At 55.4% G+C, this 19,733-nt stretch carries 14 protein-coding genes; 10 read left to right on the top strand and 4 right to left on the bottom strand.

Annotation, left to right across the window (positions count from 1 at the left end; all coding sequences use genetic code 11):
- Positions 1 to 43 precede the first annotated feature (43 nt).
- On the bottom strand, positions 44 to 1,567 hold the full coding sequence (locus tag F8I07_RS01530; protein ID WP_292654839.1) for a polysaccharide deacetylase family protein: 1,524 nt from the start codon (positions 1,565 to 1,567) through the stop codon (positions 44 to 46).
- A 339-nt stretch (positions 1,568 to 1,906) separates the two neighbouring features.
- Here F8I07_RS01530 and F8I07_RS01525 point away from each other — a divergent pair, with 339 nt between their 5' ends.
- On the top strand, positions 1,907 to 4,717 hold the full coding sequence (locus F8I07_RS01525) for a helicase-related protein (protein ID WP_292654836.1): 2,811 nt from the start codon (positions 1,907 to 1,909) through the stop codon (positions 4,715 to 4,717).
- Positions 4,718 to 5,073: 356 nt separating this feature from the next.
- Positions 5,074 to 6,297, top strand: coding sequence for a tryptophan synthase subunit beta (gene trpB / locus F8I07_RS01520; protein WP_292654833.1), 1,224 nt, complete (start codon positions 5,074 to 5,076; stop codon positions 6,295 to 6,297).
- 221 nt (positions 6,298 to 6,518) lie between these two features.
- On the opposite strand, the gene F8I07_RS01515 is transcribed toward trpB, so the two are convergent.
- Positions 6,519 to 7,352 (bottom strand): thiamine-phosphate kinase, encoded by an 834-nt coding sequence (locus F8I07_RS01515; RefSeq protein WP_292654830.1) that lies wholly within the window; start codon positions 7,350 to 7,352, stop codon positions 6,519 to 6,521.
- Between the two features lie 182 nt (positions 7,353 to 7,534).
- Here F8I07_RS01515 and F8I07_RS01510 point away from each other — a divergent pair, with 182 nt between their 5' ends.
- Positions 7,535 to 8,470, top strand: a complete 936-nt coding sequence (locus F8I07_RS01510; RefSeq protein WP_292654829.1) for an aldolase/citrate lyase family protein — start codon at positions 7,535 to 7,537, stop codon at positions 8,468 to 8,470.
- On the opposite strand, the gene F8I07_RS01505 is transcribed toward F8I07_RS01510, so the two are convergent.
- Positions 8,442 to 8,912 carry a hypothetical protein gene (locus F8I07_RS01505; protein WP_292654826.1) on the bottom strand — a complete coding sequence of 157 codons (471 nt, stop codon included), beginning with the start codon at positions 8,910 to 8,912 and terminating at the stop codon, positions 8,442 to 8,444. The genes F8I07_RS01510 and F8I07_RS01505 overlap by 29 nt on opposite strands.
- A gap of 150 nt (positions 8,913 to 9,062) precedes the next feature.
- Here F8I07_RS01505 and F8I07_RS01500 point away from each other — a divergent pair, with 150 nt between their 5' ends.
- The 5 genes from F8I07_RS01500 (at position 9,063) to F8I07_RS01480 (ending at position 14,281) form a co-directional block, all read left to right on the top strand.
- On the top strand, positions 9,063 to 9,335 hold the full coding sequence (locus F8I07_RS01500) for a hypothetical protein (RefSeq protein WP_292654825.1): 273 nt from the start codon (positions 9,063 to 9,065) through the stop codon (positions 9,333 to 9,335).
- A 19-nt stretch (positions 9,336 to 9,354) separates the two neighbouring features.
- Entirely contained in the window at positions 9,355 to 10,461 is a 1,107-nt protein-coding gene (lpxB, locus tag F8I07_RS01495; RefSeq protein WP_292654823.1) for a lipid-A-disaccharide synthase, read from the top strand.
- 112 nt (positions 10,462 to 10,573) lie between these two features.
- Complete coding sequence (gene sdhA / locus F8I07_RS01490; protein WP_292654820.1) at positions 10,574 to 12,298, top strand: succinate dehydrogenase flavoprotein subunit; 1,725 nt, start codon at positions 10,574 to 10,576, stop codon at positions 12,296 to 12,298.
- A 9-nt stretch (positions 12,299 to 12,307) separates the two neighbouring features.
- On the top strand, positions 12,308 to 13,312 hold the full coding sequence (locus F8I07_RS01485; RefSeq protein WP_292654817.1) for a succinate dehydrogenase/fumarate reductase iron-sulfur subunit: 1,005 nt from the start codon (positions 12,308 to 12,310) through the stop codon (positions 13,310 to 13,312).
- A 9-nt stretch (positions 13,313 to 13,321) separates the two neighbouring features.
- A complete protein-coding gene (locus F8I07_RS01480; RefSeq protein ID WP_292654814.1) occupies positions 13,322 to 14,281 on the top strand; it encodes a CoB--CoM heterodisulfide reductase iron-sulfur subunit B family protein in 960 nt (319 codons plus the stop codon).
- A gap of 69 nt (positions 14,282 to 14,350) precedes the next feature.
- On the opposite strand, the gene F8I07_RS01475 is transcribed toward F8I07_RS01480, so the two are convergent.
- Complete coding sequence (locus F8I07_RS01475; RefSeq protein ID WP_292654811.1) at positions 14,351 to 17,704, bottom strand: transporter substrate-binding domain-containing protein; 3,354 nt, start codon at positions 17,702 to 17,704, stop codon at positions 14,351 to 14,353.
- 126 nt (positions 17,705 to 17,830) lie between these two features.
- Here F8I07_RS01475 and F8I07_RS01470 point away from each other — a divergent pair, with 126 nt between their 5' ends.
- Complete coding sequence (locus F8I07_RS01470; RefSeq protein ID WP_292654808.1) at positions 17,831 to 18,493, top strand: response regulator transcription factor; 663 nt, start codon at positions 17,831 to 17,833, stop codon at positions 18,491 to 18,493.
- Between the two features lie 292 nt (positions 18,494 to 18,785).
- Positions 18,786 to 19,733, top strand: a 948-nt coding sequence (locus tag F8I07_RS01465; RefSeq protein ID WP_292654805.1) for a DedA family protein, incomplete at its 3' end; no start/stop codon positions are given.

The raw sequence follows: 19,733 nt of genomic DNA, 5'->3' as shown, positions 1-19,733 counted from the left end.
GAAACAGCAAGTAATTTAATTCTAATAAGTAACATGTGTTTATTCAATTCCAGGGAGTTGATCCGCCCGCTTGATTCAACATTTTGAGCGGATTTATCCGTTTAGGTTGGATGACGGCAATGGGAGGAGTGTTAAGAGCTTGGCTCCTTCGGCTCAATGGAAGCGGAGTCGTCTGTTTTTGGGCGAAATGGAGCAGATAGTTTTCGATAGCCCGGCGTTTGAAACGCCGGGCGGTCTGAAGCGCATTGCTTCCCGAAGCATCTTTTTGATTGAGACTAGCACCGTTGGCCAGAAGTTTCTTGACCAGGAGCAGACTGTTGGCTCGTACGGCGGTGTTGAGTGCGGTATGGCCGAAGGGATCCGGCTGGTTGATTGAGACACCCCGGCGAAGCAAACGGTCCACTTTGGCAGCATCGTAGTGTCGGATAGCATTCGTCAGGAGGCTTTGCCGGGAGCGGGGATCCTGTGTGGGCGTTCTCCGCTGCGAAGGATGGGTGCCGAAATTTAATTTTTCCTTCCGGTCGGCGACCGAGGCGGAAACCGCTGTCACCTTTGAAGGGGTATCGGCGGAGACGGCATGGGGTAAGACACGGCTCTTTGGGCGAAGCGGCTGCTCATTGGAGGCGGCGGCGAAAGTTTTCCTATCCTTCCCGTAATATTTGGCGACATAGAGCGGCTCGGGGCGCAGCCGGCTGTAACGGTTGATCGTTTTGAAATGCCAACCTCTTGCTTTCATCAAACGGATAAAACGGCGGAGTTCATCTGCCGTTTGACGGCTACGGAACATAAAGTCATGGGCGAGCAGCACAACTTTGCCCTGTCGGGCGAGACGGCCGTGACGGTAGAGTCTGTCGATGCAGGCCGCGAGGGATTCCGGGCTCTCGACAGGATGATCGTTACGGTGATTGAAGTGCCACTCCACATCCCATCCGTAGATGAAGTAGCCTTCCCGGGCAAGGGCATCGTATTTCGGCACTTCCCGAGGTCCACGGAGGGCCATAATCGCCCGGTCGTTCCGTGCGACTTCCGGCAAACGCCAGACATTGCGTCCGGCCAGACGAAGATATTTCCGACCGCCGAGAATGATTTGGGCATGTTCCACATCGCTCAGGAGGCCGAAGGTATCACTGTAATAGCGGCTGTAGTGTCCGTTGGCATGAGAAAAGGTATGGTTGGCGATCAGAAGATTGGGCATCGCAAGCTCCTGACGGAAGAGTGCGGGATGCAACCGGGCATGCCGACCGACGCAAAACATTGTCGCGGGAACCCCCTCCTCTTTCAGGATTTTCAAGACATTTCCCGTCCCCTTGAGCGGACCGTCATCAAAGGTGAGATAGAGCTCTTTGGCCTGAGGCTTTTCGACAGTTTTGACATGCTCCTGTACGCTTTGATTCTCATCACAATGTATGGCAAAAGGATTTTGCGGCGGCAGCGTTTCCGAATCAAAATCCTCCCCTCGGTCCTTCAATAAGGAGAGAGGCGAAGATTTGCTGACAGGCTCTTCAATAATCATGGTCATCTTTTTGGTCATATGAACCGAAAGAGTCTCCGGGGTAGAATGAAGCATCGCAGGGGTGACCCCGTACGAAAAACAGAATGTCAAAAGGAAAAAACCGCTGATTCGTAATCCGTAACTCATCGCTTGCGCCTCTTTTTATTAAAAGATATTAAGCGTATTTTAACATAAAAACAATCTATTACTTACAAGTCTAGCAAATGGAAGATAAATTCCCATATTATGGGCATTTATTGTAAATATATTTATTAATATACTTCAAAATAATCCTTGAGAGCTTAAAGAGATATTATAAAATATATTCTTTCCCTGTTTTTGGAGGTGAATCATTCGATATAATGACATTTATTCCAGAGAATTTCTGAATTAATATTAAATAATAGAGCAACCATGGCCAAAAAGAAACGACGACACTACATCAAACTCAACAATCGAATCAAAGAACTCTTCGGCGGTCTCCCCTTTGACGAGGCGGTGACGCAATTGGATGATGATCTGTTGATGGAACTGACAATGCTGCTGCAGCTGGATCTGCCCTCTTCCGATCGCGGAGAGATGATCCGGGCATTGCGACGGGTCTGGAGCGACGGTGACTATGGAGTGCGCAAAACCATCGTGGACTATCTGATGGAGCGCAAAAAGGGAGGCGGAGGCAAGCGTCCTGCTGCCGCCGCCGCGCAGGACAAGGTGGAGCGGATCCTCTCACTGCTGGAGGGGACGGAACGCAGCCGGGAAGAGGAAGAGGCTTTGCTGGAGCATTTTCTGCCGATGCGCAGCGGCAAAATCACCCGGGAAAAACTGCTGAACAAACTGGCCTACCTGCGACTCCACCGACGCCTGGATCGTCTGCAGGAAGCTGTGGAGGCGGAGATTGGCTCCGATGACCGCCTGGAGTTCGTCCATCCTTTTGTCTTCAAACTTTTCGGCAACCGTTTCACCCGGCATCTCCTGGTACGCAGCGAGCCGATCGACCTGGCGGAGCTGCTGAACCGGGGGGATGAGGCGGCGCTCAAAGCGCTGCACTCTCTCAAAGAGAAGGCGATCGCCGAACGTCAGCAGGAGATCGACACCTTCCTCTCGACACTTTCCGAGCATCGCTATCTGAGCGAAGAGGAGATCATCGACCACCTGCGTCGGACTCCCATGGAGGGGGATCTGCGCCATACTCCCCTCGACTACGCCGTCGTCGAACGGATCGTCCATGCCATCGATCCGAAGCTCTTTCTGATCCTCAGTGGTGACCATTTCATCCTGGAGCGGGAGAAGGAGCTGGAGCTTTTCGATACCACGGTGGGGTACCGTCTCTCCCTCTCCTACGAGCGCAACTTCATCTATGCCGCGATCTGGGACGGCAAGCCGCTGCCGATCAGGGAAGATCTGGCGGCACTCAAGGAGCACACGCTGGAACATTTCAACGTGGCACTTCAAACCCTGCGGGAGCGGATGGAAGAGATGGCCGAAGGGCTGGAGGTGGAGGCGGCGACGATGGAGCGCTATATTCTCCAGTTTCTCGAACCCCAGCTCATCGCCTCGGGTAAACTCAAGATCAAGGAGAAGACCAAACGACGCATCCTCTACCACTTCGGGGAGTACTTGCGCCCCCTCAAAGAGAAGAAGATGCGCGAAGAGCTCCTGGCAAAAACCATCCGGGACTTCAAGCTCCTCTTCCCCTTGGCGCGTCGACTGAAGCGGCGGATTACCTTCCACGCCGGCCCCACCAACAGCGGCAAGACCTACGCCGCCATGGAGCGGCTCAAAAAGGCCGAGACCGGCTACTACCTGGCGCCCCTGCGGCTCCTGGCCCTGGAGGGGTACGAGGATCTTCGCCGCTCCGGTATCGCGGCATCGCTGATTACGGGCGAAGAGGAGATCATTGACGAAGAGTCCACCCATATCAGCTCCACCATCGAGATGGTCAATATGGAGGTGGAGGTGGAGTGCTGCGTCATCGACGAGATCCAGATGATTGATGACCGGGACCGTGGCTGGGCGTGGGCCAACGCCCTCATCGGCGCCCCGGCCAAGGAGGTGATCCTCACCGGTTCCGCCAATGCCGTGGCCGCCGTGCAGGAGGTCTGTGACTATCTGGGGGAGGAACTGGAGGTGATCCATTTCGAACGCAAAAACCCTCTGGAGCTGATGAGCCATCCCGTCTCGCCCCGCAAGATCCGCCCCAATACCGCTATCGTGGCCTTCTCCCGCAAGGAGGTGCTCTCCCTCAAGCAACAGCTCTCCGGCCGCTACAGTGTCTCGGTGGTCTACGGAAACCTCTCGCCGGAGGTACGTCGGGAAGAAGCGCGCCGTTTCCGGGAGGGGGAGAGCCAGATCCTGGTGGCCACCGACGCCATCGCCATGGGGCTCAATCTCCCGATTCAGACGATCCTCTTCGCCAAGGACAACAAGTTCGACGGTCTGCGCCGCCGGGAGCTCACCACTTCGGAGATCCTGCAGATCGCCGGCCGGGCCGGGCGCTACGGGATCCACGAACACGGTTATGTGGGAGCCCTGGATGCGGGAACGCTCCAGACCATCGCCCGGCGCTTCCATGCGCCGCTGCCGGAGATCCGCCTCCCCTTCTCCGTGATGGCGAGCCTGGATCATGTGCTGCTCATCGGGGAGATCCTCGAGACCGACAAGCTCCTGGAGATTCTGGAGTTTTTCGCCCAGAACATGGAGTTCGAGGGGCCTTTCAGGGCGGCCAATATCGACTCGATGATGGAGGTGGCGGCCATCGTGGACGAGTATACGCTGGATCTGCGCTCCCGCTATCATCTGGCCTGTGCGCCGGTGAGCATCGGCTCCCCTTACATCGAATCGGTCTTTCACCGCTATCTGGGGCATCTGGAGCGGGGTGAAACGGTCCCTTATATCCCGCCCCGGGAGCTGCCGGAGTTCGCCTGGACCAACGAAGAGCTTCTCAACGCCGAAGACCGGGTCAAAGAGGTCTCCCTCTATCTCTGGCTCTCTTTCAAGTTCCGGGATCTCTTCCCCGATACGGAAAAGGCCCGCGCCGCCAGAGAACGTCTCAACCGCTTCATCGAAAGCTCCCTACAGAAGGGGGATTTCGTCAAGCGGTGCCGCCGCTGCGGGCGGGAGCTAGATTTTAGCTACCGCTTCAGCATCTGCGAAAGCTGCTACCAGAAGGGCAAACGGGGCACCGGCCGCCCTCCCCGGCGCTCCCATGGCAGGAGAGGAAAATAATGGAGTATTTTGGAAAATCAGATGCCGATGACTCCGTCATCCTGGACTCGACTCAGATTCTTGGTTATTCAAAGCCCTGGATTCCGAGTCAAGCCCGGAATAACAAAGATTTTTCAAGAAAATCAAAAACGAAAAGGTATCTGAGGCTCCTTCCCCTGCTCTGCGGTACCCTCCTCGTCAGCGGGTGCGCACTTTTCGACCCGGCCCCCGTTCCTGAATGTACCGCCTGCATGGCCGTTACCATCGCCCCGCCGCCGGGAGACCGGACTCTCCCAGAAACCCAAAATGGGTTAAACTCCCCCTCATTATTGCCGCGATAGAATGGTGACATTTGCTATGTGAAGGAGGAATTCGGCATGAAAAAACACCCCTATCTCAAAAGTCAGCCCAACGAGGAGGGCTATTTCGGCGAGTACGGCGGCGCCTTTTTGCCGCCGCAGCTGGTAGAGGAGTTTGAGCGTATCACCGAGGCCTATATGAAGCTGCGCAAATCCCATGACTTTCTCAGCGAGTTGCGCCGCATCCGCAAGCACTATCAGGGGCGCCCCACTCCCGTCTATCACGCTAAACGCCTCAGTGACGCTGTGGGCGGAGCCCAGATCTACTTCAAGCGGGAGGATCTCAACCACACCGGTGCCCACAAGCTCAACCACTGCATGGCCGAAGCGCTCTTGGCCAAAAGCATGGGCAAGACCAAGCTCATCGCCGAGACCGGGGCCGGTCAGCACGGGGTGGCCCTGGCGACGGCGGCGGCCTATTTCGGACTGGAGTGCGAGATCCATATGGGTGAGGTGGATATCGCCAAGGAACATCCCAACGTGGTGCGGATGCAGATCCTGGGGGCTCAGGTGGTTCCGGCCACCCACGGCCTCAAGACCCTCAAGGAGGCGGTGGATTCCGCCTTCGAATCCTACCTGAGCCAGCTCGATACGGCGCTGTATGCCATCGGGTCGGTGGTGGGACCCCACCCCTTCCCGCTGATGGTGCGGGATTTTCAGAGCGTCGTGGGGATCGAAGCGCGGGAACAGTATATGGAGATGACCGACGGTGATCTGCCCGAACATGTGGTGGCGTGCGTCGGCGGCGGTTCCAACGCCATGGGGCTCTTCAGCGGCTTTATCGACGATCCGGTAGAGCTCTACGCCGTCGAACCCCTGGGGAAAAGCACCCGTCTGGGCGATCACGCCGCCACACTGGAGTATGGAGAGGCCGGGGTGCTTCACGGGTTCAAATCGATCCTGCTCCAGGATGAAAAAGGCGAACCCGCCCCCGTCCACTCCGTCGCCAGCGGCCTGGACTACCCCGGCGTCGGGCCGGAGCAGGCTTATCTCCACGATATCGGCCGGGTCCACGTGGCCGGCGCCACCGACGAGGAGACCATCGATGCCTTCTATGCCATCAGTCAATATGAGGGGATCATCCCGGCCCTGGAGAGCTCCCACGCCATTGCCTATGCCATGAAACTGGCCAAAAAGCATCCCAACGACGCCATTCTGGTCAATCTCTCCGGTCGCGGTGACAAAGATATCGACTATGTGGTGGAGACCTTCGGTGTGCGGCAGTGGTCGCCGGAGGCATAGGAGCTTCTAAGGAAACGCAGATTTCCGTGCCCTTTCCGTCGGGAAACGTTCACCTGGAACTACCTCGTTCCTATCCGTCCCCGGTGGGAACGTCTACAAGACCGGTGGACCTTATGCTAGGGCAATAACTATTTTGTGCATCAGGTAGGCATTCCCACCAAGATGGTGGGAACGAGTAGAAAAGCATAGCTAGGGATAATATTAAATAATATCTCTATGCTTCACTCCCTGAAATGATGATCCAAACAAGGGTAGAGAATTCCCTTCTTCGAAGCGATTCCAAAAATGGTCAGTTCTGTCTGTGTCTGCCGGGCACACTCCTCTACTCTCTCACGCTCCTCGGGGGCGAAGGCCACCAGCATCTCATACTCTTCCCCGCTCTCCCCGATCTCCGGCGGGATCTGCATCGTGGGCTCCAGAGCTAGGTCGTTGGCCGCCAGGAGCTTGTTGGTGTCGCAGTAGAGTCCGTCGGAGATGTCCATGCCGGCTTTGAGATAGGGGCGGCAGGTTTTGACGAAGTCCCTTCGCAGGCTAGGCTCGTAAAAGCGGGAATCGGCCGGGATCGTTTCGCCCCGCATCAGCGCCTCCAGATCCCGTTTTGACTCTCCTGGCTTTCCCGTATAAGCCAGCAGATCCCCCGCCACCAGGCCCCGGCGCAGGAGCGGGGCGTCGCTGTGGGAGATGAGGGTGATGCTCAGATGGAGCCGATCGCCTCCGACCGTATCCCCACCGATGATCTCACAGCCGTACTCCGCCGCCGTGGACTCCAGGGCCTCGACCAGCTCGTCGATCTCTTTTTCCTTCATATTACGAGGCAGCATTACCGTGACCAGGGCGTATTTCGGGTCGGCATTCATCGCCACGGCGTCGGAGAGGTTCACCAGCATCGCTTTGCGCCCGACCTGAGCCGGACGCATCCACTCCCGCAAAAAGTGCGTTCCTTCGCAAAAAGCGTCGGCGCTGTAGATCATCCCGTCGATGAGAGCAGCGTCATCCCCGATATGTGGGGAACGGAGGCGTCGGATGAGGTAGGCTTCTTTGTCGATTCGCTTCATAGCGGCGATTGTAACATAATGCTCTATAGGCTCTATTTTGGGTAGAATGTCATCATAAAAACAAAATCACAGATTTTATTTCTTCCGGAAAGCCGGAAACATGAGCACCGAATCAAAGAAGATTTGGGTGAGGATCGGCGTTGCGACTGATCCAAATAGACAATTTCAGTAAAGGATCTGAATTGATATTCGATGATATAGCTTCCATAGAATCCTTGAGTATCGAGGAGCGGGAAAAGAAGATCGGCACGATCCGGAAAGCCCCCTGCTCCCGCCGTCTCCACCGTTCCAATATGATGCTCAATCCTCTCAACTTGCATCATCTCAACCGTTTGGACGATCTGGAAGCTGACTGGGTGACACTCAATCTCGAAGATGCCATTGCCCCCTCCCGTAAAAAGGAGGCGCTCATCAATATCGCGCTCTTCCTCTCCCATCTGAAATCCTCCCCCTCCTGCATTGTAGTCCGGGTCAATCCTCTGGATCAGGGGGGTAAAGAGGAGATAAAGTTTCTGAACGATTTTATCGTCGATGCTATCCGAATCCCCAAAATTCGTAGTAGAGATGAGATCGAGACAGCTTTGGGACTGATACGGCAGGACCGTCAACTGCATATCTCTCTGGAGACCAAAGAAGCCTTTCGGGATCTGGAACATTGGGGGAGAATCGATCAAAGACTCACCACCGCCAATCTGGGGATTTTGGATCTCTTGGCGGACCTTGGACTCCCCCATCGGCTGGTCACCCGGGGGCCCGGCAACCCCACAGCCGAAGCGATACTGAGCCGTTTTTTGCTGGGGGCGAGAACGGCAGGGCTGCTTCCCGTCTCTTTTATGTATCAGGATTATCGGGATCTGGAGGGGTTTCGGCGTTGGTGTGAACGGGAACGGGAGATGGGCTTCACGGCCAAAGCCTGTATGGGGCCCGCCCAGGTGGAGATCGCCAATGCCATCTTTAGCCCGTCAAGTGAGGAGCTACGTCGGGCCCGGGAGATCAGGGAGGCGTTTGAAGAGGCTAGTGCCCTGGGTATTCATGGTTTGATGCATGACAAATACGGTTTTATCGATGAGCCGATCTACCGGGATGCTCTCAATCTTCTGGACTCTTCCCTGCACTGAGTTCCTGCACTGCCGTTACAGGACAGGCTTCGCACTTTTCCATGATCTTCATCCAGTCCCGGTCGAAATGCTTCAGAATGAAGCTTCGGCGGTGAGGCAGGAGACATTTCGAGCAGTCCTGATGGATGGCATTGTCTGTCTCGAGTGCTCTGCCCTCTTTGGCGTCGATGGCGCAGAGGCTGTAGCGCACTATTCCATCTACCTGATCGATCCCTTCATCACAGAAACGAAAAGAAGGACAGCCGCAGAGGTAGCAGTTGAGATCCTCCATCTCGTGGCACTTTTCGTTTTTGGCATAGAGCGGGCAGAAGTCGGGATGTTTCTGCTGCATATTTTCATAGCGGAAATAGTCCACCAGGGCTTCCGGACTCATGGGTGGTAGGCTCTCGATGATGGCACGGTGACGACGGCTATGTGATTCAAACCATTCGCGATAGGTCAACCTTTTCTCCTGCTCTTCCGTTATAATAAACCCAAAGTTGGTGTGTGCTGAAAGCTGTAATGGGCAATTGCGTCCCTGGATTCCGGGTCAAGCCCGGAATGACGGAGCTTTTTCGGACCACTCAACAAGCATAGCAAAAAAGTGAGGACGATGGAACTGCGAGAGACGATCGAAGGAATGATCGACAAACCCCTGGGCCGGATGCGGGACGAAGAGGCGGTGGAGTGGGTGCTGCGCCGCCGTCTGACCAAAAAAGAGTTCAAGGTTCTCATGGGCCCTCTGCGGGGAGTGAGCGATGCCCAACTGCAGGAAAAACTGAAACTGGATACTCAGCGTCTAAAGGAGATCCGCAGCTCCATCCGCCGCAAACTCAACCGGGATTCGATCAAGCGCGAGCTCTACGAGACGGGGAAAACCTCTTGAACACAGCCGGAGGATGGCGATGAAGCTGCTGGTCAGTGCCCTGGAACACTCCGCCAATGTCCATCTGAAAGCCCTGAGAGAGCATCTGCCCGAGTCGGTGGAACTGGAGGGGATCTTCAGCGCCGATCTTGGAGAGCCCATCGTCGATCTGCGCTCCCTGGCGGTGATGGGTTTCGTGGATGCGGCGAAGAAACTCCCCTTTTTCTATCGCCTGGCGGCCGAAATGACCGAACGGGCCGCCGAGGCGGACAAGATCCTGCTGATGGACTCCTCGGGCTTCAACCTCCCTCTGGCCAAACGGATCAAAAAGCGCTACCCCTCTAAAGAGGTGATCTACTACATCCTTCCCCAGGCCTGGGCCTGGCGCAAAGGACGGATCCCGGTACTGGAGCGCACCTGCGACCGGCTGCTTTCGATCCTGCCTTTCGAGAATCAATACTATAGCAAGGAAGCGCCCATCGAATATGTGGGACATCCGCTGCTCGATGAGATCCACCGTTTCAGAACGGGCAGCTGGGAACAGCGCGACGGCAGGTGGCACTACCGTCCCGGTCCTGACGAGCCGGAACGCTCTACCGCGGAGCCGGAGCGTATCGCCTATCTGCCCGGCAGCCGCCGGGGCGAGATCACCCGGCTGATGCCCCTCTTCCATCAACTGCGCCGCGAACTGGGGGAGCATCGGGCGCAGATCGTCATTCCCCCCTACTTCACCCAGGATCAGATCCGGGAGCTCTACGGTGATCTGAGCGCTTTCGAGATCCGCCATGACACCCATGCCACTCTCTACGAGAGTGATTTTGCCTTTGTCTGCAGCGGTACGGCGACGCTGGAGGCGGCCCTCATCGGAACCCCCTTCGTCTTGACCTATCGGGCCAAAGCGCTGGATTACTTTCTGGTCAAAAAACTCACCGACCTGCGCTATGCGGGATTGGCCAACCTCTTCAGCCTCGACTTCCGGGGACGTCCCATGCACCCGGAGCTGATCCAGGAGGAGCTGAGCCTGGAAAATCTGCTGCAGGCCTACCGGAAATACGATCGAGGACGTTTCGCCGAGGATGCCGCGGCACTGCGCGGCTATTTGAGCCACGGCAGTGCCGCGGAAGTGGCGAAACGGATTCTATTGTAATGTCAAAAAGTAACACTCTCCGACTCTAGCGGGAGATAATCACCCTGTATTCATCTTTCTTATACTTCGTCGGTGTTATAATGAAGCGAAATTCAGCACAAGGACCAGGTCTATGGAAGTGAATGACGTAAAAATCCATCAGTACGACGCCGTCATCGTTGGCGCCGGGCTGGCGGGCCTCGCGGCAGCCAAAGAGCTCAAAGAGGCAGGCAAACGAGTCGCGGTAATCACCAAGCTTCATCCTCTGCGCAGCCACTCCGGTGCCGCCCAGGGCGGGATCAATGCCGCATTGAGTGAGGAGGACTCCACCGAGCTTCATGAGTTCGATACCGTCAAGGGGAGCGATTATCTGGGAGATCAGGATGCCATCGAGCTGATGTGTTCCAAAGCCCCCGAGACGATCCGATGGGCCGAGCGGATGGGAGCGATCTTTTCCCGTCAAGAGAATGGCCGTATCGCCCAGCGCCCCTTCGGCGGCCAGTCCAAGCCCCGCGCCTGCTACGCGGCAGACCGGACCGGACTCACCCTGCTGCAGACGATCTACGAGCAGGCCTTCCGCGCCGGCATCGAAGTCTTCGACGAGTGGTACTGCGCCGATCTCCTCTATGACGGCAAGGGCAAGGTCAAAGGGGTCGCCGCCTACAATATCCGTACCTCCGAGCCGGCGATCTTCAATGCCAAAGTGACCATGTTCGCCACCGGCGGTTACGGCCGGGCCTTCAAGATCAACTCCAACGCCCACGCCAACACCGGCGACGCCCTCTCCATCGTCGCCCGCCGCGGTCTGCCTCTGGAAGATATGGAGTTTGTCCAGTTCCACCCCACGGGTCTGGGAGGATCAGGAATCCTGATCTCCGAAGCGGCCCGGGGTGAAGGGGGACGCCTCTTCAACAGCGAGGGTGAGCGTTTCATGTCCAAATATGCCCCCAACGCCATGGAGCTGGCCAGCCGGGACGTCGTCAGCCGGGCCATTATGCAGGAGATCCGCGAAGGCCGCGGCGTCGGTCCCAAGAAAGACGCCGTCTACATCGACCTGACCCACCTGCCCAAAGAGACGATCCTCACCAAGCTTCCCGAACTCCGGGAGCTGGCCATCACTTTCCTGGGCCAGGATATGCTCAAAGAGCCCATCATGATCGCCGCCACGGCCCACTACTCCATGGGCGGCATCCCCGTCACCAAGCGCTGCCAGGTCAAAAAGAGCCCCGACGAGACTGTCGAGGGGTTCTATGCCGCCGGTGAGTGCTCCTGCGTCAGCGTCCATGGCGCTAACCGCCTGGGAGCCAACAGTCTGCTAGAGGCCCTCTTCTTCGGCCGGGAGGCCGGCAAAGCGATGCTGGAGGATATGGAGCAGATCGAGCTGGAGCCCGCCACGGCCGAAGACGCCAAAGGGATGATCGACAAGGTTAACCGCATCAAACACAACAACGGCTCCGAGCGGGTTCCTCTCCTGCGTAATGAACTCCAGGAGAGTATGACCATGGATGCAGGGGTCTTCCGTACTGAAGCGTCGCTGCAAAAGCAGAAAGAGAAGCTCAAGGAACTCTACGAGCGTTATCAGAATATCCGGATCGACGACAAATCCCACACCTTCAATACCGACCTGCAGGAGGCCATCGAACTGGGGCACCTGATCGACTTCAGCCTCTTTATCGTCGAAGGGGCCCTGGCGCGCAAAGAGAGCCGGGGAGCCCACTTCCGTGAAGATTATCCCAAACGTGACGACGAAAACTTCCTCAAACATACCTATGCGAAGTTCAGCGGTGATTACGATCTGGAACTCAGCTACGGCGATGTGGTCCTGGGCAAGTTCGAACCCCAAGAGAGAAAATATTAAGGAGCGGTGATGAGCGATACGACAAAAAAAACGGCCTCCGAAACCCGGAAAGTGACCATCAAGGCTTTCCGCTTCAATGCCGAGACAGACTACCTGCCCTACTACAAGACCTACGAGATGGAGGTGGGTAAAGACGAGCTGATTTTGGATCTGCTCAACCGGATCAAGTGGGAGCACGACGGTTCCTTCTCCTACCGGCGCAGCTGCCGCCACGGTATCTGCGGGGCCTGTGGGATCAAAGTCAACGGCAAACCGGTGCTTTCGTGCAAGCAAAACGCCCAGGAACTGTTGGATCTCTTCGGTGACGAGCTGGTCTTCGAACCTCAGAGCAAGAAGCGTGCCGTCAAGGATATGGTGATCGACAAAGGGGACTTCTGGGAGAAGCACGCCGCGGTCAAACCCTATGTGGAGGCCCAGGTGGACCCCCATCCCGAGAGCGAGACCCTCATGAGCCCCGAGCAGGTGGAAAATTTCCTGGATGCCGACTACTGCATCCAGTGCGGCAGCTGTCACTATGCCTGTCCCGTCCTGGAGGTCAACGAAGACTATCTCGGGCCTGCCGCCTTTGCCGCCGCCTACCGTTTCAGTGTCGATCCCCGAGACGAAGCGACCGTCGACCGCCTGGAGACCACGGCAGAGCTGGGCAGCGGAGTTTGGGACTGTGTCAAATGCTTCGAATGTGCCGAGGCCTGCCCCAAAGACGTCAACCCCATCGAGAAGATCACCAAGCTCCACAATATGCAGTTCGAGCACCATGTGGCCGAGCGCAACGTGGCCACCAAACATGCCGAGGGCTTCGTCCGCTCCATCAAAAAATTCGGCTATCTGGACGAGCAGGATATCGTCCTCTACTCCGAAGGTCTCGGCGTGGTCAAGCACCTGAGCGAAGCCTTCAAGATGATCAAAGCCGGCAAGGTGCATCCTTTTGACTTCGCCAAGAAAAAGATGCCCCGCAGCAAGAATCTCGACGAGATCCAGAAGCTGATCGAAATTTCCAAAACCAACGAACTGTAAGGACGAGCCATGAGCAAACTGAAATATGCCCTCTATACCGGATGTACCGCCCGGGAATCGACTCCCGAGCTCCTCTCCTCCACCCTGGCCGTCGCCGAGAAACTCGGCATCGAGCTGGTACTGTTGGACGAAGCGAGCTGCTGCGGTGCCAGCCACCTGCAGGACTTTGACGAATTTCTCTCTCTGGTCCTCAACGCCCGCAACATCTGCTACGCCGAAAAGCTGGGGCTGCCCATGGTGACCATCTGCAACACCTGCCAGCTCAACACCGTCATGACCAAGGAGCGCCTGGACCATGACCCCGAACTACGGGCCAAAGTCAACGAGAAGCTGGCCGAAGTGGGCCTGGAGTACAAAGGGACCAGCTCCGTCCGTCACTTCCTCTACGCCCTCATCGACGACTACGGCCTGGAGAATATCAGCGAAAAGGTGGTCAAACCTCTGAGCCACTTCAACATCGCTCCCTTCTACGGCTGCCACAATATCCGCCCCAGCCATATCCACTACAAGCACAACATGCCTCAGCCCGACTATGAAGTGAGTGAGGGGGGCGGTGAAGTTGCGTATGAGGAAGAGGGATTGATGTATAAGTACACCCATGAAAATCCCTATGTTCCCACCTCTCTGGACCGTCTCATCGAGGCGCTGGAGGGCAAGGCGGTCGACTATGAAAGCAAAAACAAATGCTGCGGTTTCCATGTGGATCTGCAAGCGCCCGAGACCAGCAACGCCCTGACGGGCACCGCACTCAGCGACGCTATCGATCACGGTGCCGATGTGGTCGTCACCCCCTGTCCTCTCTGCCAGCTCAATATGGATCTCAAGCAGGAGAGTGCCGGCAAACAACTGGGACGCGATATCGATATTCCCGTTCTGCATATGCCCCAGATGGTCGCCCTGGCCCTGGGCTGTACTCCCGAAGAGATCGGCCTCAAATACAACGTTACCAAGGCGACTCAGCTGGCCTGAGCCGGCGGCGGGGAGCTTCAAATCCCACCTTTGTTTCGGTGGACCCACAGGGCACCACCCTACAGCCGGTCACTCTGCCTCGGACTCGCTCTCCCGGTGATATTCTCCCAAAAATGTAATGGTAAAACAGGCGCCCTCTTCGCGATTGGAGACGGTGATTTGGGAATGCATATGATCCGCAATCATTACCTTGGTCATATAGAGTCCCAATCCGGTACCGTTTTTGTCCTGTTTGGTCGAGAAGTAGGGGTCGAAGATCTTGTCGATGATCGCTTCGGGAATTCCTCCCGCATTGTCGCAGATCTCCAGCGTCAATCCCTCTTCGCGCTCTTCGAGCGTGATGACGATATGCTTTTCGAGGAGGCTTTCGCCCTTTTCAACCAATACATCTCTTGCATTGTTGAGGATATTGAGGATGGCGTGGGCCAATTCGTTGGGGTATCCGGTGTAGACGTAGCGTCCGTCGGAGTGGAAAATGATCTTGATTCCCTGAGCTGTAAATGCCATTTTGCTCATCTGAATCGCATTGTCGATACTCTCATTGATACAAAACTCAGTGGCCTCTTTCTCCGGGCGGTAGAAATTGCGGAAATCATCGATGGTCGTGGACATCTGTTCGACCTGCTTCTGGGCATGATTCTGGAAATAGGCCATAGCATCGTCGTTGAGGATCCCTTTTTTGTAACGGGAGACCAGGAGTTGGATCAGAATCGAAAGGTTGTTGAGGGGTTGGCGCCACTGATGGGCGATCATGGCGATCATCTCCCCCATTTTGGCCAGGCGATCCTGCTGGAGGATGTAGAGCTCCTGCTCACGGTTCTTTTCAAGAGCCTCTTCGATGCGTTCTTCCAGGGTTTCGTTGAGCTCGTTGATCCTGCGGACGAGTTTCCGTTGTCTCCAGTAGGCCAGAGTGATCAGTGAGATGACCAGGAGTGCTACGGCAAGTATCCCCAAAATACTTTTGTAGTCTATCTCTTTGAGGATTCGCTCCGAGGTCCATTTGTCACTGATCGCATAAAAGGTCTCCCGCGGCATCGCATGAAGGATTTTGTTGATGATATGGTAGAGCGTTACTTGATCTTTCCTGACCCCGATACTCAGAGAGCTTTTGACGGGAGCGACGCCGGCCATCTCCAGATCTTTCATCCGATGAATCTGACTCAGATAATTGTAGACCGGCTCGGACATCACCGCATAATCCGCCGCATCGCGCTGAAGGATTTTCAAGGCATCGAGATAACTGTCGGTCTCCAGGATTTTCAGACTCGGATGTGCCTTCTTCAGCTTGGCAAGGACCGGATCCCCCCATTTCCCGACCAGGCGTTTTCCGGTGAGGATCAACGGCTTGCCGCCATCAGAGGCGGTCTGCGGGCGATGCCGAATAAATACCTCTTCATATTCGAGATAAGGAGAGGTGAAGTCAAGCAGCTTGGCACTCCGTTGGTCCCGGGATGCGGCGGCAAGGAGATCACACTCTCGCGTTTGAATCTTATGGAGTGCCTCGTTTCGGTCGGCAACCGGCCGGAAATTGAGATTGAGATGAAGTCTGCGGGTCAGAGAGCTGAGAATCTCTACCGCGATACCCTGCGCTTTGCCCTGTTCGACAAACTCTATCGGGGCCCGATCTTTTTCGATACAGACTTTGGCGAGTCGATGGGTGGTGAGATAGTTCTGCTCTGCCGGGGTCAGCAGCTCTTTGCTGTTGAGTAGCGGGTTGATACCGAACCATTTGTGCTTGAGTTTTTGTAGCTCCTCTTCTGTAACGGTCTTCTGAGCCTTTTTCAGGATTCGAGCGAGGATTTTGTCTTTTTTGGAGACCCCTAGGGCGACATGGCTGACGGCACCGGGATCTTTGACATAACTGGTGGCGATGATGTTGGAGAGCAGATATTTACGCATCAGATAGTCCACTACCACCTGTTTGCCGACCACGGCATCTACTTTGCCGAAGGAGAGGAGCTTCAGGGCCTGGAGCTGATCCGGGACGAGGACCTGGTGGATACCGGGATAGTGTTCGGCCAGATATTGCTGGATGAAAAATCCTTTGACCAGGGCCACTCTTTTACCGTTGAGTTCGGCAAGAGAGAAGTAGGATTGATTGTTGACATTGGTGTAGATCGCGTGCTGCAGATCGATGAAGGGGTCGGTAAAGGCGATGGTTTTTTTTCGCTCCGGCGTGATAGCGATGTTGTCGATGATATCTAGGCGATCAGTATCGATCATTTGCAGAAATTCATACCAGGTATACCCGCTGATATACCGGACTTTCACGCCGATCTTCTCGGCGATCAGATTCATATAGTCGATCGAAAATCCCTTTGCCTGCCCGTTTTCCGTGAAATTGAAAGGGGGCCAGTTGCTCTCATTATGCGCTTTGAGCACCGGATGCTTTTTGAGAAAATCCCGCTCCGCTTTGGTCAGGATCAACGGGGACATCTCCACCCCGCCCCCAAAGATATATTTTTTCAACAGCTCTTTTGCCTGTGCACGCTTCTGCTTGCCGAGAAGATGTTCGATCTGCAAAAGCAAAAGTTTCTGATCGATAGAGCCGATAGGATAGAGTTCCGGTTGAATCAGCCGTTTGACGATCCGGTATTCGTAGCTCAACTCCTCCAGCGTCAGGTCCGGAGCATACTTTTTCCGGATGATATCGATGATCTCATAGGGATGTTGCAGGGCATAGTCCCAACCTTTGATGCTGGCATTACGAAAAGCCAGCGTCCGATCGGGATATTTTTCGGCGACGGTTTGCGAAGTAAAAAGCTCCTGCTGGAGCGAAAGATCACTGTATTTCCCCGGATCGATGATGTTGTAGGAGATCCCCAGACTGCTGAGGCGGTAGAGCTGGCTGGGGAGATAGACGATCATCGCATCAACCTTCCCTTCGATAAAGGGCTTCATCGAATAAGGCTCTTTTGAGAGCTCTATTTTGGAGAGATTGACATCATGCTGCCGAAACATCTCTTTGAAATTGAGGATGAAGTCATTTCGGGAAAAGGCGGAGAGGATTTTACGGCCGGCAAGATCTTCAGGTTTATCGATCCCCTTACGGGCGACGATCACCATGGAGGGCTTTTTAAAGAAACTGGCCAGGAGCTTGACCGGTTCTCCGGCGAGAAAACGTTTGAGCAGTTTGGAGCTGTAGAGACCGTAGTCGGCCCTTCCCTGTGTCACTTCCCGCACCACATCCATTCCGGGGCGAAAGGTTCTCAGTTCCACATCCAGGCCCGCATCCCGGTAAAAGCCCTTCTCTTTGGCGGCGATAAAGCCGGCAAATTCGAAACGATAATCCCAGTTGAGTTGCAAGACGACATGTTCGAGCGAACTCTCTTTTCCCTCACTCTCAGAGGGGGCCTTCATCGCCCCCCACAGCAGTGATATCCCCAGCAGCAACGCCGACACGATTTTAGTACTTTTGATCAATTTTGCTATCTCGTCTCTTTATTAGTTCAGAAAATTTATTATATCTTACAATATAATTCTAAGGTAATTTGCGATAAAATCTGTAGAACCTGTAACAGAAAAAAATTAACAAGAAGGAATTATTCAATGCAAGAAGTGAAAGTATTGCTGGTTGAAGACGATGAGATGACCTCGGAGTATCTGGCGACCTTTCTCCGGGATAGCGGTTTCGATGTCGATACGGTTTTTTCGGTAACGGACGGGCTCTCCTATCTCAAACAGAACCATTACGACATCCTGCTGCTCGATATCAACCTCCCCGATTTCAGCGGGATGGAGCTGCTCAAGAGCATCAAAGGCTCCCTCTCCCTGCCGGTGATCGTCCTGAGTGCCTACGGCGATACCAAGTCCAAGATCATGGCTTTCCGCTACGGTGCCACCGACTACATGGTCAAACCCATCGACCTGGAGGAGCTCGAAGCTCGGATCTGGGTCCAACTCGGCAAAAATTCCCAGATTCCCGCTGATTTCGAGGAAGAGGCTTTCCGGATCGAAACCAGCGACATTCTGCTCTACGGCAAACCGCTCAACCTTACCTGGACCGAGTTCAAGATTCTGCAACTGCTGCTGCAAAACAAAAACCGCACTGTTACACGGGACCGCCTCCTCTCTTCCCTTTCGGCGGTCAGTTCCAACCGTTCGTTGGACAATCATATCAAAAACATCCGTAAAAAGATCGCTGCCCAGGGAGGCAAGAACTTCCTCAAGACCGAATACGGTATGGGATACCGTTTGATCGACACCCCCTAGAACTGATATTTATTGATATGATCACAAAAGGGGCCGCCGTTGCTTCACCTACGGCTCTGCCCTAAAACGCTTCTCTTTCTTTTTTTCATCTCTTTTTCATTTTCACGCTATAGTATCCTGATGAAGAATCAAGCGATGTGAAAAACCTCCGTCGTTCCGGGCTTGACCCGAATGCAGGGCTTGAAGTATCCATTGTGCCGTGGGTCCTGAATCGAGTTCAGGATGACGGAGAGCGCGATTGTTTCGGTTTTTCGGTGTACTCAATAGTCAATAATGGAGGATGAGGAGCGGTATGAACGAGATTCAAATCACCCTGTCGGCCTGGGCCGATCACTTCGGCATCTTCGTGCCCTTCCTGGCCTTTTTCGCCGCCTTTGGAGAGACACTCATCGGTCTGGGCTGGCTGCTGCCGGGCTCGACGATTCTTCTGATTCTGGGGATTCTGGCCGGTCAGGGGGTTTTGGATTTTGGCATCGTCCTGATTGCCGGGATTGTCGGGGCCTTCCTGGGGGATCTGCTCAACTATACGCTGGGCAAACGATACGGCAGTGCCCTGCTGGGCAGACCCTGGCTCCATCTTCCCGAATCGGCGATTCAAAAAGCCCACGACTTTCTCGATAGCCACGGTTCGGTCTCGATCTTCCTGGCACGCTTCATCCCGGGACTCAAGGAGACCGTCCCCTTCCTGGCGGGCTCGGCACGGATGGATCGGGGGAAGTTCATCTTTTGGAACCTCCTCGGGGCCGTCGGCTGGGGCTTCGAATTTGTCGGCATCGGTTATCTCTTCTCCTCCTCGCTGACCCTCGCCCAGAGCATGCTGGGGCGCACAGCGGCGGTAATCGGCTCTTTGGCGATCGCCCTGATCGTCCTGTGGATGCTGATGCGCTTTCTGCAGCGCAGTCTCCCGATCCTTTGGGAGATTCTCCAGGGGATGGCCGCAGGATTTCGCCGCAGTGCGCCGGTGGAGCGTTTCTGTCGACGGCATCCCCGCTTTGTCGCTTTCCTGGCGGACCGTTTCCGCAACGACCGTTTCACCGGACTTCCGCTGACGATCCTGACGCTCCTTTCGGGCTATATTCTGATCCTGTTCGGCGGAATCGTCGAAGATTTTCTCACCCGGGATCCCATCGTCTATCTCGACCAAATTGTGGCCAATCTCATGGCCCAGTGGCGCACGCCGGAGTTGATCCGCCTCTTTACCTGGATCACCTACCTGGGACGCGCGCCGGAGGTGGCGGCG

The organism is Nitratifractor sp. (assembly GCF_015487065.1).
Lineage (GTDB): Bacteria > Campylobacterota > Campylobacteria > Campylobacterales > Sulfurovaceae > Nitratifractor.
This window is presented reverse-complemented; position numbering and strand designations above follow the sequence as displayed.

Coding starts and splice junctions, on each gene's coding strand:
- F8I07_RS01530 (WP_292654839.1), bottom strand. CDS start 1,567: ATGCTTCATTCTACCCCGGAGACTCTTTCGGTTCATATGACCAAAAAG.
- F8I07_RS01525 (WP_292654836.1), top strand. CDS start 1,907: ATGGCCAAAAAGAAACGACGACACTACATCAAACTCAACAATCGAATC.
- trpB (WP_292654833.1), top strand. CDS start 5,074: ATGAAAAAACACCCCTATCTCAAAAGTCAGCCCAACGAGGAGGGCTAT.
- F8I07_RS01515 (WP_292654830.1), bottom strand. CDS start 7,352: ATGAAGCGAATCGACAAAGAAGCCTACCTCATCCGACGCCTCCGTTCC.
- F8I07_RS01500 (WP_292654825.1), top strand. CDS start 9,063: ATGGAACTGCGAGAGACGATCGAAGGAATGATCGACAAACCCCTGGGC.
- lpxB (WP_292654823.1), top strand. CDS start 9,355: ATGAAGCTGCTGGTCAGTGCCCTGGAACACTCCGCCAATGTCCATCTG.
- sdhA (WP_292654820.1), top strand. CDS start 10,574: ATGGAAGTGAATGACGTAAAAATCCATCAGTACGACGCCGTCATCGTT.
- F8I07_RS01485 (WP_292654817.1), top strand. CDS start 12,308: ATGAGCGATACGACAAAAAAAACGGCCTCCGAAACCCGGAAAGTGACC.
- F8I07_RS01480 (WP_292654814.1), top strand. CDS start 13,322: ATGAGCAAACTGAAATATGCCCTCTATACCGGATGTACCGCCCGGGAA.
- F8I07_RS01470 (WP_292654808.1), top strand. CDS start 17,831: ATGCAAGAAGTGAAAGTATTGCTGGTTGAAGACGATGAGATGACCTCG.